The sequence below is a fragment of the Pseudothioclava nitratireducens genome, assembly GCF_029210495.1.
GTDB lineage: Bacteria > Pseudomonadota > Alphaproteobacteria > Rhodobacterales > Rhodobacteraceae > Pseudothioclava > Pseudothioclava nitratireducens.
This window is the reverse complement of the sequence record NZ_JARGDK010000015.1, coordinates 25,312-37,394: the sequence shown is the minus strand read 5'-3', so window position 1 is coordinate 37,394 and position 12,083 is coordinate 25,312. Positions and strand designations below refer to the sequence as shown.

The 12,083-nt window shown below is 64.4% G+C and carries 12 protein-coding genes; 9 read left to right on the top strand and 3 right to left on the bottom strand.

The window, feature by feature from the left end:
- Window positions 1-208 precede the first annotated feature (208 nt).
- A complete protein-coding gene (locus tag P0X85_RS14275; protein WP_275814807.1) occupies window positions 209-1,642 on the top strand; it encodes a cytochrome P450 in 1,434 nt (477 codons plus the stop codon).
- Window positions 1,643-1,730: 88 nt separating this feature from the next.
- Complete coding sequence (locus P0X85_RS14270; RefSeq protein WP_275814804.1) at window positions 1,731-2,597, top strand: DUF533 domain-containing protein; 867 nt, start codon at window positions 1,731-1,733, stop codon at window positions 2,595-2,597.
- Between the two features lie 51 nt (window positions 2,598-2,648).
- On the opposite strand, the gene parC is transcribed toward P0X85_RS14270, so the two are convergent.
- Window positions 2,649-4,877 (bottom strand): DNA topoisomerase IV subunit A, encoded by a 2,229-nt coding sequence (parC, locus tag P0X85_RS14265; protein WP_275814801.1) that lies wholly within the window; start codon window positions 4,875-4,877, stop codon window positions 2,649-2,651.
- 167 nt (window positions 4,878-5,044) lie between these two features.
- On the opposite strand from parC, the gene P0X85_RS14260 reads away from it, so the two are divergent.
- The 4 genes from P0X85_RS14260 (at window position 5,045) to P0X85_RS14245 (ending at window position 7,323) form a co-directional block, all read left to right on the top strand.
- Window positions 5,045-5,533, top strand: a complete 489-nt coding sequence (locus P0X85_RS14260) for an SH3 domain-containing protein (RefSeq protein WP_275814799.1) — start codon at window positions 5,045-5,047, stop codon at window positions 5,531-5,533.
- Between the two features lie 108 nt (window positions 5,534-5,641).
- Window positions 5,642-6,481 carry an SDR family NAD(P)-dependent oxidoreductase gene (locus P0X85_RS14255; RefSeq protein ID WP_275814796.1) on the top strand — a complete coding sequence of 280 codons (840 nt, stop codon included), beginning with the start codon at window positions 5,642-5,644 and terminating at the stop codon, window positions 6,479-6,481.
- Window positions 6,482-6,545: 64 nt separating this feature from the next.
- Entirely contained in the window at window positions 6,546-6,749 is a 204-nt protein-coding gene (locus tag P0X85_RS14250; protein WP_275814793.1) for a twin transmembrane helix small protein, read from the top strand.
- 1 nt (window position 6,750) lies between these two features.
- On the top strand, window positions 6,751-7,323 hold the full coding sequence (locus P0X85_RS14245) for a cob(I)yrinic acid a,c-diamide adenosyltransferase (RefSeq protein ID WP_275814789.1): 573 nt from the start codon (window positions 6,751-6,753) through the stop codon (window positions 7,321-7,323).
- 6 nt (window positions 7,324-7,329) lie between these two features.
- On the opposite strand, the gene P0X85_RS14240 is transcribed toward P0X85_RS14245, so the two are convergent.
- A complete protein-coding gene (locus P0X85_RS14240; protein ID WP_275814786.1) occupies window positions 7,330-8,706 on the bottom strand; it encodes a phosphohexomutase domain-containing protein in 1,377 nt (458 codons plus the stop codon).
- 108 nt (window positions 8,707-8,814) lie between these two features.
- On the opposite strand from P0X85_RS14240, the gene P0X85_RS14235 reads away from it, so the two are divergent.
- The 3 genes from P0X85_RS14235 (at window position 8,815) to P0X85_RS14225 (ending at window position 11,068) form a co-directional block, all read left to right on the top strand.
- Window positions 8,815-9,072, top strand: coding sequence for a glycine zipper 2TM domain-containing protein (locus tag P0X85_RS14235; RefSeq protein WP_275814783.1), 258 nt, complete (start codon window positions 8,815-8,817; stop codon window positions 9,070-9,072).
- A 311-nt stretch (window positions 9,073-9,383) separates the two neighbouring features.
- Window positions 9,384-10,142: an electron transfer flavoprotein subunit beta/FixA family protein gene (locus P0X85_RS14230; protein ID WP_275814780.1), complete on the top strand. Its 759-nt coding sequence runs from the start codon at window positions 9,384-9,386 to the stop codon at window positions 10,140-10,142.
- A complete protein-coding gene (locus tag P0X85_RS14225) occupies window positions 10,142-11,068 on the top strand; it encodes an electron transfer flavoprotein subunit alpha/FixB family protein (protein ID WP_275814777.1) in 927 nt (308 codons plus the stop codon). Before P0X85_RS14230 ends, P0X85_RS14225 begins: the two co-directional genes overlap by 1 nt.
- Before the next feature lie 98 nt (window positions 11,069-11,166).
- On the opposite strand, the gene P0X85_RS14220 is transcribed toward P0X85_RS14225, so the two are convergent.
- Window positions 11,167-11,988 carry a DUF6473 family protein gene (locus P0X85_RS14220; protein WP_275814772.1) on the bottom strand — a complete coding sequence of 274 codons (822 nt, stop codon included), beginning with the start codon at window positions 11,986-11,988 and terminating at the stop codon, window positions 11,167-11,169.
- Between the last annotated feature and the right edge of the window lie 95 nt (window positions 11,989-12,083).

Here is a 12,083-nt window from a genome sequence, read left to right as displayed (position 1 = left end):
GTTTTGCCGTGGTCAACGTGGCCGATCGTGCCGATGTTGACGTGCGGTTTCGTACGTTCAAACTTTTCCTTTGCCATCTCGCGGAGCGCCTCTGGTTCGGGGGCCACGTTCGGCCCGAGTCAATATCGCGCGCTACCTATTGCCCCGAGGGGGAAAAATCAAGCCCACATTGACGTCCTCGCGCCGTTTTGCGCTTGGAGCGCGGCCCTTGCGCCCTACCTTTGGCAGCATGACCGCCACTCGGACAGATTTGCCGCCGGAGACCGCCCCCGCGTCACCCGATGCCGGGGGCGACAGGCTTCCTGCGCAGGTCGCGCTCGCCCGTAAGCCGTTGGGCGTGCTGGCCTCGCTTGGCGCGGCGCGGCGCAATGTTCTTTCCCTGATCCCCGAGATCGCGACGCACGCGCCGATGATCTCGGGCTGGACGGGCGCGCGCTGGCACATGATCATGCATCCCGAAGCCCTTCGCCACGTCCTAAAGGACCGGGTCGAGGACTACCCCAAGTCTCTGGTTACAAAGCTCATTCTTGGCCCTGCGGTCGGTCGCGGCATGTTCGTGGCCGAGGGCGCGGACTGGCGCTGGCAGCGCCGCGCGGCGGCCCCGGTCTTTGCACTGCGCAACATGGAGGCACTGGCCCCGGTCATGCAGGCTGCGGCCGAGGCGAGCGCCGCCCGGATCGCTGCGGCTGCGGACACGGGACGGGCGCTGAACCTCCATGAAGAGATGGTTGCGGCGACGTTCGAAGTGATTTCCAACGTGACCTTTTCGGGCGATGCGGGCTTCGATCGACGCGCGATCCATCACGCCATCGACGCCTATATCGCGCAGACAGCCAAGCTCTCGCTGCTCGATCTCTTCGCGGCCCCGTCTTGGGTGCCACGTCCGGGGCGGCTCTTCTCGGCGCCGATCACGCGCGATCTCAAGCGCCATGCCGATGCGGCCATCGACGCGCGGCGGCGCGCAGGCCCGAAACCCGTCGCCGATCTGCTCGACCTGCTGACGACCGCCCAAGACCCCGAGACTGACCGGACCCTCGCCCCCGAGGAACTCCGCGACAACCTGTTGACCTTCATCGTGGCGGGCCACGAGACCACTGCGCTGACCTTGTCCTGGGCGCTTTATCTCTGCGCCTTCGACCCAGAGGTGCAGGCGCGCGCACAGGCCGAGGCACGGGCCCAGATCGGGGGGCGCGTCGCGAGCGTGGCGGACCTGCCGCATATGCCGCTGATCCGGCAAATCGTGCTGGAGAGCCTGCGCCTCTATCCCCCGGCAGCCTTCCTCTCGCGCACTGCCGCACGGGACGACGTGATCCTCGGGCGCGAGATCCGGCGCGGCGATACGGTCGCGCTCCCGATCTACGCGCTGCACCGCCATCACGCGCATTGGGACGATCCACACGCTTTCCGCCCGGAACGTTTCGCAGAAGAGGACAAGATAAACCGCTTCGCCTTTCTGCCCTTTGGCGCGGGGCCGCGGATCTGCATCGGCGCGGGCTTTGCCCTGCAAGAGGCACAGATCATCCTCGCCACCCTGCTCGCGCGGTTCCGATTTGCCCCTGTCGCGGGGCGCGACCCGACCCCCGAGATGATCCTGACGCTACGCCCCGGAGGCGGCATTTGGCTGACGGCCAGCACAGCCTGAGAAAACCCCCCGATAATTCCCATGACCCGCGCCGCCAGTTGTTCTAGGCTTTGTGAAGTAACGTTGTTTCAGAACCCGGGGGGTTATCATGTCTTTGATGGGCACACTGGCCAAGGTGGCCGTTGGCGTAGCGGTTGCAAAGGGGATGTCGAGCCTTGCCAAGGGATCGTCGGGGCGAAGCTCGGGCGGGCTGCTGGGCGGCGCTTCGGGCGGCTCGGGCCTCGAGGACATGATGGGCTCGATCCTCGGCGGCAAAAGCGGCACCTCGCGCACGGGCGGCTCTGCGGGCGGCCTCGGCGGGTTGCTCGAAGAGCTGGGCGGCGCGGGGTCGCGCAACATCTCGACCCGTTCCTCGCCGCGCGGTCAGAGCACTGGCGGCCTTGGTGACATTCTCGGCCAACTGGCGGGCGGCAAATCTTCGGGCGGCATTGGTGATCTGCTCGGCACGCTCGCTGCCGGTGGCGCGGCAGGCGGCCTGGGCGGACTTCTGGGCGGAATGCTCGGCGGCGGTCAGGCGCAAGCGCAAGAGCGCGGCTTTGGTGAAGAACTGAACTCCGCCTTCTCGAACCGGGGTGAACCCGACCGCGCACCGACAGCCGCGCAAAACGCGATGGCCGGCCTGATGCTCAAGGCGATGATTCAGGCGATGAAGTCGGACGGCAAGGTCGATCAGTCCGAGCAACAAAAAATCCTCGGCCAACTGGGTGATGTGAGCGCAGAAGAACTTGCCTTCGTCGAGCGTGAACTCGCGGCCCCCGTCGATGTGGACGGTCTTGCGCGAATGATCCCGGACGGGCTTGAGGCGCAGACCTACACGATGTCGGTCATGGCGATTGACCTCGACAACCAGAATGAGGCGCAATATCTGCACGCGCTTGCGCAGAAGCTGGGCATCGACGAGCAATCGGTGAACCACATCCACAACCAGCTTGGCGTGCCTGCGCTTTACGCCTGAGGCGACAGGCAGATCTAAGACAACGGGGGCCGCGCTGGCCCCCGTTTTGTTTTAGGTGAACTTGTTGTCGCGCGGGAAGCCGCGTGGTGCCATCCGGCCCGCCGAGGCCCGCTTGCCGATCCATTCCTCCAGATCGGTTTCGGTTCGCGTTCGCCCGGCCGGGTCCTTCCACGAAAGCCCATCCGCGAGCGTAAAGCAACGCGCATCGGACAACCCGCCATCCTTGTATTTCTGGAGCCGCACACCCTTGCCCTTGGCCATCTCGGGCAACTCATCCAGCGCAAAGACCAGCAGCTTACGGTTTTCGCCCACCGCCGCGACATGATCGCCCTCGATCCGCACGCAGACCGCAGTCCGCCCAGGCTCGCGCACGTTCAGCACCTGCTTGCCCGACTTGGTCTGCGCGATCAGCTCGTCGCCCGGACAGATGAAGCCATCCCCCGCCGTCGAGGCGATCAGGTATTTCTCGCCCGCTTTGGGCACCAAAAGATGCGTGATTTCAACATCGTTGGGGATATCGACCATGAGCCGCACCGGCTCGCCATTGCCGCGCCCGCCGGGCAGGTTCGCCCCCAGCACGGTGTAGGCGCGCCCATTCGACCCCATCATCACGATGCGGTCCGTGGTCTCGGCATGCATCGCGAAACGCGGACCGTCGCCATCCTTGAATTTCACCTCGGCATCAATCGGCTGGTGGCCCTTCATCGCGCGCACCCAGCCCATTTGCGAGAGGATCACGGTGATCGGCTCGCGCTCGATCATCGCCTCGATCGGCACTTCCTCGACCTCGCCCGCTTCGGCGAAATCGGTCCGGCGTGCGCCACCGGGGGCGGACTTGCCGAACTGTTTCTGGACGTCCCTGAGCTGGTTGCCGATGGTTTTCCACTGTTTCGCGGGGCTGGCGAGCAGATCGACAAGACCCGCGCGCTCTTCGACAAGGGCGTCACGCTCGCGGCGAAGTTCCATCTCTTCGAGACGGCGCAAGCTGCGCAGACGCATATTTAGGATCGCCTCGGCCTGCACCTCGGTCAGCTCGAACTCCGCCATGAGGACGGGTTTCGGTTCGTCCTCGGTGCGGATGATCTCGATCACCCGGTCGAGGTTGAGGAAGGCGATGATGTAACCGCCGAGCACCTCAAGCCGCGCGTCGATCTTGTCCATCCGGTGCTGCGAACGACGCTGGAGCACTTCGCGGCGGTGGTCGAGGAAGGCGCGCAGCACTTCCTTGATCGAGCAGACCTTGGGCACACGCCCGTCGATCAGCACGTTCATGTTGAGGCTGAAACGAACCTCCAGATCGGAGTTGCGGAACAGCATCCCCATCAGCATCTCGGGATCGACCGTGCGCACCTTGGGCTCCAGCACGATGCGAATATCATCGGCGGATTCATCACGCACATCGCCCAGCGCCGGGACCTTGCGGGTCTGGATCAGTTCGGCCAGCCGCTCGATCAGCTTGGATTTCTGCACCTGATACGGGATTTCGGTGACGACGATCTGCCACTGGCCGCGCCCCAGATCCTCTTTCTCCCAGCGCGCCCGAAGGCGGAACGCGCCTCGACCCGTGCGATAGGCCTCGAGGATGTTCTCGCGCGGCTCGACGATCACGCCGCCCGTCGGGAAATCCGGCCCCGGAATAAGGCCGACCAACGCCTCGTCGGAAATCTCGGGCGTCTTGATCATCGCCAGACACCCCTCGACCAACTCGTCAAGGTTATGCGGCGGAATGTTCGTCGCCATGCCGACCGCGATCCCGCTGGCACCATTGGCCAGAAGGTTCGGGAAGGCCGCCGGAAGCACGATCGGCTCTTCGAGGGTGCCATCATAGTTCGGGCGGTAATCGACCGCGTTCTCGGCCAAACCATCCAGCAGCGCCTCGGACGGATGCGCCAGACGCGCCTCGGTATAGCGGCTGGCTGCCGGGTTATCACCGTCGATATTGCCGAAGTTGCCCTGCCCGTCCACGAGCGGGTAACGCATCGCGAAATCCTGCGCGAGACGCGCCATCGCGTCATAAATCGCGGCATCGCCATGGGGGTGATAGTTCCCCATCACGTCCCCCGAAATCTTCGCGGACTTCCGGAAGCCCCCGGTCGGCGACAGCTTCAGCTCGCGCATGGCGAACAGGATGCGCCGATGCACCGGCTTCAACCCGTCACGCGCATCCGGCAAAGCCCGGTGCATGATCGTCGAGAGCGCATAGGTCAGGTAGCGCTCGCCAATCGCGCGGCTCAGCGTTTCGGAAACGGTGGCGGAGGGAATGTCGTCGTTTTCGCTCATGCTGATCGGTGTAAAGGGGCCGCTTCGCTCGGTCCAGCCCTATCGCGCATGACCAAAGTGAAAGCCGCGCGCAAAATTTCCCCGTTAAAAATTTTGCCCGTGCCTTAGGGAACCATCACGAACGTGTTAACATTGTCTTGTAGTGATGAGTCGTTTGGGGGGGTGCCATGTTTAAAATGATTTTCAATACGTTGATCGGCCTGTTTCTGGTCATGCTGATCGCAGGGCGGGACGATGGGGTGCCTGCGGACAAGCAAGCTGCGCTCGAGCCCGAGGTCACCATGGCCGCAAGCGCGCCGCTGTCGATCGTAGATATAGCCAAGATCGACACCGCCCAATCCGACCCCGTTCCCGAGGCAATCATTACGCCTGTGGTTCAGGTGCGGATGCCCGGGCCCGCGCTCCGGCCCTCGCCCGAGCATCGCGTGGCCGCACCGGCGCCCACAGTCGCGGGCGGTCAACTTTGGGAAGTCGCGACCAACCGGTTGAACGTGCGCGCGGGTCCCTCCACCTCGAACGGTGTCGTCGATAAGATCGCACGCGGCGAGCAGGTTCTCGTCATCTCGGATGCAAGCGCCGAGTGGGTGAAGATCCGCATTGAAGGCGACGGCGTCGAAGGCTGGGTCGCCAAGCGCCTCCTGCGCCCGGCAAACTGACGCGCCCCTTGCGCTTTCATCGAGCCTTAAATACTTCCGCCGGAGGCTTCGCGCCAAAGGCACCCCATGCGGGTGCTTGTGGCGTGAAAATTCGCGCGGGAGACAGGCATGACCAAATCGATCCTCATCACCGGCTGTTCGTCCGGCATCGGCTACGACGCGGCTCATGGGCTCAAAGCGCGCGGCTGGAAGGTTTTTGCGACATGTCGGCGCGAAGAGGATTGTGCGCGGCTGCGCGAGGAAGGGCTGATTTCGTTCCAGCTTGACCTTGCCGATCCTGAAAGCATTGAAGCCGGGTTCAATGAGGCACTCGCCCGCGCGGGCGGTAAGCTCGATGCGCTTTATAACAACGCAGCCTATGCCTGCCCCGGCGCGACCGAGGACCTGCCGGTCGGCGCGCTGCGCGAGATTTTCGAAACCAATCTCTTTGGCCTCCACGATCTGACCACCCGTGCGATCCGCGTGATGCGCGCGCAAGGCACGAACGGGGAAGGCCGGATCATTCAGTGCTCCTCGGTCCTCGGCCTTGTCGGCGCACGCTGGCGCGGGGCCTATGTCTCGACGAAATACGCGCTCGAGGGGCTGACCGACGTGCTGCGCCTCGAGATGTCCGATACCGGCATCGAAATCATCCTGATCGAGCCCGGCCCCGTCACCTCGAAGATCCGCGAAAACTCGATCCCGCATTTCGAACGCTGGATCGACTGGAAGGCCTCGCCCCGGCGCGCGCAGTATGAAGAGAGCCTGCTCAAGCGGCTCTATCAGGCGAAATCCAAGAAGGACCGTTTCGAACTGCCCGCCTCGGCGGTGACCGCCAAGCTGATCCACGCGCTCGAAAGCCCGCGCCCGCGTCCACGTTACTACGTCACCACGCCCACCTATATCGCCGGTCTCGCGCGCCGCCTGCTGCCGACGCGCCTGCTCGACAAGGTCATCGCGCAGGGCTGAACCAAAAAAACTTTCGCAATTTCACCCCGACCCGCTATGTCTGTCTGGCGAACGGGGAGAGAGAATGCGCAACGATCCAATGTTTTATCTTGTCGCTGCATCCAGCTTTGCAGTGCTCGTGATCCTGATGATCGGCATCGGGGGGTTTGCAAAAGGCGGTGATTTCAACAAGAAACACGCCAACAAGCTGATGCGCCTTCGGATCGCGGCTCAGGCCGTGGCGATCGCGCTCATTCTGCTCTTCGTCTATCTGCGCAAAGGGGGCTGACATGGTCGTGCTGAACAAAATCTACACCCGCACCGGCGATGCGGGGCAAACCGCCTTGTCGAATGGCGATCGGGTCGCCAAGCACTCCCTGCGCGTGCGTGCCTATGGCACCGTGGACGAAACCAACGCAACGCTCGGCCTTGCACGCCTTCAGGCGACTGGCGAGATGGATGCGGCGCTCGCGCGCATTCAGAACGACCTCTTTGATCTGGGCGCCGATCTGTCGCGCCCCGACATGGCGAGCGATGCCGACGCCGGTTACCCCGTTCTGCGCATCGTCGAGTCGCAGGTGACCCGCCTTGAGACCGAGATCGACGCGATGAACGCCAATCTCGAGCCGCTGCGCAGCTTCGTCCTGCCAGGCGGATCGGCGCTGTCGGCGGCGCTACATCTCTGCCGCACGGTCGCCCGCCGCGCCGAGCGCGAGGCCACCGATCTCGCCGCACATGAGGATGCGAACCCCCTTGCGGTGAAATACCTCAACCGCCTGTCGGACTGGTTCTTCGTGGCCTCTCGCGTGGCGAACGACAACGGCACCAAGGACGTGCTCTGGGTGCCCGGCGCGAACCGCTGAACGCACCTAGCGCAATCGGTCAGCCACGCGCACCAGCATCTCCTCCAGAAGAGCCTGCGCCGCCCTCGTGCTGTCCGCCTCGGTATAGACCCTGAACTCGGGCGCATTTCCGGACGGGCGCAGATGCACCACGCGCCCGTGCGCATCGGTCCGGCGCAGCCCGTCAGTCCCGTCGCAGCAGGCCTCGGGCGTGCCGAAGAAATCCGCCCGCGCATCCGGGTCTTGCAGCGCTTCCAAAAGTGCCACCCCGCGCGCTGGCGCAACCTCTTGCAGCCGATCCGCCGCAGTGAACCGTTGCGGCAGGCCCGCACGCAGCTGCGAAAGCGGTGAATTTCCCGCCGCGCTCAGCACCGCAACCAGTGGCAGGACCGAATCCCGCGTCAGCAGCGGCGGGATCGGCCCCGCTGGGCCTTTCGCTTCGAAGCCCAGAAGGAACCCGCCCGACGGCTCAAACCCTGCGATCGCCACGCCCGGCGCAGCGCCCATCATCGCCCGCATCGCCGCGATCACATGAGGCGAGCCGACCGCGCCGCGCTCGACCCTCTCGAAGCTTCCCATCTGCTCCAGCATTCCGTTCGTCGTCACCGGCACGGCAAGCCGTCGCGCCCCCAGCGCCCGCGCCGCCACTGCGCCCAGAATATCGCCGGGCCAGACCTCTCCGAGTTCATCCACAAGCAGCGGGCGGTCGGCATCGCCATCGGTCGAGACCAGCGCGTCAAGCCGCCCCTCGGCCACCCATTCCGAAAACTGGCCCCGCCACGCATCCGGCAGCGCTTCGGTATCAACCGGTACGAACGTGTCGCTGCGCCCAAGCTCGACCACCTTGGCACCAAGCGTGTCCAAGAGCCGCACCAGAAGGTCGCGCGCGACAGAGCTTTGCGACCAGACCGCGATGCGTCGCCCCACCAGAGCACCCTGCCCGAAGCCGGCCAGATAGCGCGCCAGATAGGCCTCGCCAACGCCCGGCCAGTCGCGGATCACACCGCCGCCGGGACCGTTCCGATCATGCGCCGCGTTCAGAATTGCGGCCTCGTCGGCCTTGGTAATTTCGCCTGCGGTCGAATAGAACTTGAGCCCGTTTCGGTCCGCCGGAATATGGCTCCCGGTGACCATGACCGCAGCCACCCCCTCCGCCTGCGCTGACAATGCCAGAGCGGGCGTCGGCACAGGTCCGCAGCGGCGCGCCTCAAGCCCCGCTTCGGCCACAGTCCGCAACACGCCCTCGGCAATCGCAGGCGAGGAGGGTCGCAAGTCCCACCCGACATGCACCGCACCGCCATGCGGGCAAGCGGCAAGGAAACCACGCAGATGCCGGGCGACGACCGCCTCGCTGAGGTCTTCGACCAATCCCCGCAACCCGCTCGTTCCGAATTTCGCCGCCATTCCCGCCTCCTGCGCGCTTCATCCCACATCGTGAGCCATATTTCTCGGAACCGTAAGGGGGCCGATGCGTTCTGATCCTGAAAGCGACGCAACCAACAGGAGATTGCCATGAAACCCGCACTTGCCGCCCTGCCGATCCTTGCCCTCGGCCTGACCGCCTGCGAGACCGCCGAGCAATCCACGCTGGCCGGTGCTGCGACCGGAGCCGCCATCGGTGCGGCGATCTCGAGCGATGACGACCGCACCCAAGGCGCCGTTCTTGGCGCCGCCGCAGGGGCGGCAGCCGGTGCGATCATCGGCCGGACGAATGACGGTCAATGCGTTTACCGCGATGCTTACGGGCGCGAGTATATCGCCGCCTGCTAAGCGAACGACCCGCCCGCCGTCCCTCTCGGGCGGGTCGCCTCCCTCCCCCACTTGTCGCGCGCCCGCCGGGTGCGCGATTCTTTTTTGCGCGAATGAATCCCAACGAAATGCTGCAATGCCGCAACGAATTGCTGCAAAAGCGGCCTGTTTCTCCCGGAACAGGTGCAAAACCCGTTGCGACGTGACGTTGCGACACGCCAACGGGTCGATTTTACTCTGTCCCTCGGCGGGTCGGTCTTGTAACAAAATTGCCGAGAGCTTGTATGCCGCCCGGTTTTCGGGCGGGTCCAATGGTAGGGAGACACTCGCCGATGAAGGTTTTGGTGCCTGTGAAGCGCGTGATCGACTACAACGTGAAGGTTCGCGTCAAAGCGGACGGGAGCGGGGTCGATCTTGCCAACGTCAAAATGTCGATGAACCCGTTCGACGAAATCGCCGTGGAAGAGGCGATCCGTCTGAAGGAGAAGGGTGCCGTCGAAGAGATCGTCGTGGTCTCGATCGGGGTCAAGCAGGCGCAGGAAACGCTGCGCACCGCGCTTGCGATGGGTGCGGATCGCGCGATCCTCGTGGTGGCCGCGGATGACGTGCATCAGGATATCGAGCCGCTGGCGGTTGCGAAAATCCTCGCCAAGATCGTCGAAGAAGAGCAGCCCGGTCTGGTGATTGCAGGCAAGCAGGCGATCGACAACGATATGAACGCGACCGGTCAGATGCTTTCGGCGCTGCTGGGCTGGGGTCAGGCGACCTTTGCCTCCGAAGTCGAGATCGCGGGCGACGCAGCCAAGGTCACGCGCGAGGTCGATGGCGGCCTGCAGACGATCTCGGTCAAGCTGCCGGCAATCATCACCGCCGACCTGCGCCTCAACGAGCCGCGCTACGCCTCGCTTCCGAACATCATGAAGGCGAAGAAGAAGCCGCTCGACGAAAAGACCGCCGCCGATTACGGCGTCGATGTGAGCCCACGTCTCGAGGTGGTGAAGACCGCCGAGCCCGCAGGCCGCAGCGCAGGCATCAAGGTCGGCTCGGTGGATGAGCTGGTGGCGAAACTCAAGGACGCGGGGGTCGTGTGATGGCTGTTCTCCTGATTGCAGAAGTCAATGGCGCGGATCTGGCGCTGGACGCGACCGCCAAGGCCGTTTCGGCGGCGAAGGCTCTGGGCGACGTGACCGTTCTGGTCGCAGGCTCGGGCATTGGCGGCGCTGCGGATGCGGCGGCGAAGATCGCGGGCGTGTCCAAGGTTCTCTCGGCCGATGACGCGGCTTACGCGCATGGTCTGGCCGAGCCTCTGGCCGATCTGGTCGTCTCGCTGGCGGGTGGCTACAGCCACATCGTGGCGCCCTCTACGGCCTCGGCCAAGAACGCGCTGCCGCGCATCGCGGCGCTGCTCGACGTGATGGTGATCTCGGATGTGACGGGCGTCGTTGACGCGGACACGTTCGAGCGCCCGATCTATGCGGGTAACGCGATCCAGACCGTGAAGTCAAAAGACGCGACCAAGGTTCTGACCGTGCGCACCGCGTCGTTCGAAGCGGCGGGCGAAGGCGGCTCGGCGTCGGTCGAGGCAGCGGCTGCGGCCGGCGACAAGGGGCTGAGCGCCTGGGTCGAGGACAAGGTTGCGGCCTCGGATCGTCCGGAGCTGACCTCGGCGAAGATCGTCGTCTCGGGCGGTCGTGGTGTGGGTTCGGAAGAGAGCTTCGGCATCATCGCAGCGCTGGCCGACAAGCTGGGCGCTGCCGTTGGCGCCTCGCGCGCGGCGGTCGACTCGGGCTTTGCGCCGAACGACTGGCAGGTCGGTCAGACCGGCAAGGTCGTGGCGCCCGAGCTCTACATCGCCTGCGGCATCTCGGGTGCGATCCAGCACCTTGCCGGGATGAAGGACTCGAAGATTATCGTCGCTATCAACAAGGACGAAGAAGCGCCGATCTTCCAGGTCGCCGACTTCGGCCTCGTCGCGGATCTGTTCGACGCGGTTCCGGAACTAACCTCGAAGCTCTGAGGACATGCCGGGGGCGCTGCCCTCGGACCCCCGGAGTATTTCAGGTTGGATGAAAGCAAGATGCGGAAAGGGCGGGTTTCCCCGCCCTTTTTCATATCTCAGACATAGTGCGACATAACCGGCGCGAGCGCCTCGGCGATTTCTTCGTGAACCATTGGCCCCGGCATGCTCAGCGCGGCAGGCTCATCGAGCGGGGCGAAGGACATCCCGACCGTTCCCGTGGAGCGCGCCATCAGCGATGGTTCGACGCGGATGATGGCATCGCATAGCGGTTCAAGCTGTTTGACCATATCGTGACGCACCAAAAGCGGCTCCGAGCCGAGAGGGTCGCCGTGACCGGGCGGCAAGTAATCTCCGATCCAGAGCAACACCTTGTCGCCCTCTACCTTTTCGAGCAGGAGTTTCATCCGCGCAACCCAAGATGCCCGCAACTCCTCGACCAGCGCCCCGAACTTTTCCGGCGCACGCTCTTGCAGAGCGCTCAGAAGGTGGCGCGTGAAATGGAATTCCGTGAAATCGACGTCCCGGAAGAGCGATCGCATCAGGTTCGAGGCCCGCAAGAAGCGATCGTTGCGCCGCGGATGCACCGCATAGAACCGGTTCGACATATTTGCGGCACCCAGCACCTGAATCACCGAGACCCGCGCCGCGCGCGAAACATCCGCGACCTGCGGCTCATTCGTAAAAACGTCGATCCCGGCATTGACATAGCCGAAATTCACCACCGGCATGCCCAAGCGCGCCTCAAGCAGGGCGGGCCATGGCTCCGCCACAAATTTCCCGTAGGTTTCAGCCCCGCCCATCGCCGCGATGAACGGTTTGTCCAACGACCTGCGCGGCCCGCGGAACAACAGTTTTGACTTCCCGTAGCGGCACGGAAAGTAATCAAGGGCGCCATCGCCCGGATATTCGAAAGCCATTTTCCCACCTCAGTATTTCGACTCACCCACGGCCAGTTTGCGCCGCAAGCCTTGCCAAAGCCCTAAAGGGAAAATTCTCTCTATCTCCTGCCTTT

Bases quoted from the DNA above. Each gene is read 5' to 3' on its own strand.
- parC (WP_275814801.1), bottom strand. From the start codon at position 4,877: ATGAGCGAAAACGACGACATTCCCTCCGCCACCGTTTCCGAAACGCTG.
- P0X85_RS14225 (WP_275814777.1), top strand. From the start codon at position 10,142: ATGGCTGTTCTCCTGATTGCAGAAGTCAATGGCGCGGATCTGGCGCTG.
- P0X85_RS14235 (WP_275814783.1), top strand. From the start codon at position 8,815: ATGAAACCCGCACTTGCCGCCCTGCCGATCCTTGCCCTCGGCCTGACC.
- P0X85_RS14260 (WP_275814799.1), top strand. From the start codon at position 5,045: ATGTTTAAAATGATTTTCAATACGTTGATCGGCCTGTTTCTGGTCATG.
- P0X85_RS14240 (WP_275814786.1), bottom strand. From the start codon at position 8,706: ATGGCGGCGAAATTCGGAACGAGCGGGTTGCGGGGATTGGTCGAAGAC.
- P0X85_RS14245 (WP_275814789.1), top strand. From the start codon at position 6,751: ATGGTCGTGCTGAACAAAATCTACACCCGCACCGGCGATGCGGGGCAA.
- P0X85_RS14270 (WP_275814804.1), top strand. From the start codon at position 1,731: ATGTCTTTGATGGGCACACTGGCCAAGGTGGCCGTTGGCGTAGCGGTT.
- P0X85_RS14230 (WP_275814780.1), top strand. From the start codon at position 9,384: ATGAAGGTTTTGGTGCCTGTGAAGCGCGTGATCGACTACAACGTGAAG.
- P0X85_RS14220 (WP_275814772.1), bottom strand. From the start codon at position 11,988: ATGGCTTTCGAATATCCGGGCGATGGCGCCCTTGATTACTTTCCGTGC.
- P0X85_RS14250 (WP_275814793.1), top strand. From the start codon at position 6,546: ATGCGCAACGATCCAATGTTTTATCTTGTCGCTGCATCCAGCTTTGCA.
- P0X85_RS14255 (WP_275814796.1), top strand. From the start codon at position 5,642: ATGACCAAATCGATCCTCATCACCGGCTGTTCGTCCGGCATCGGCTAC.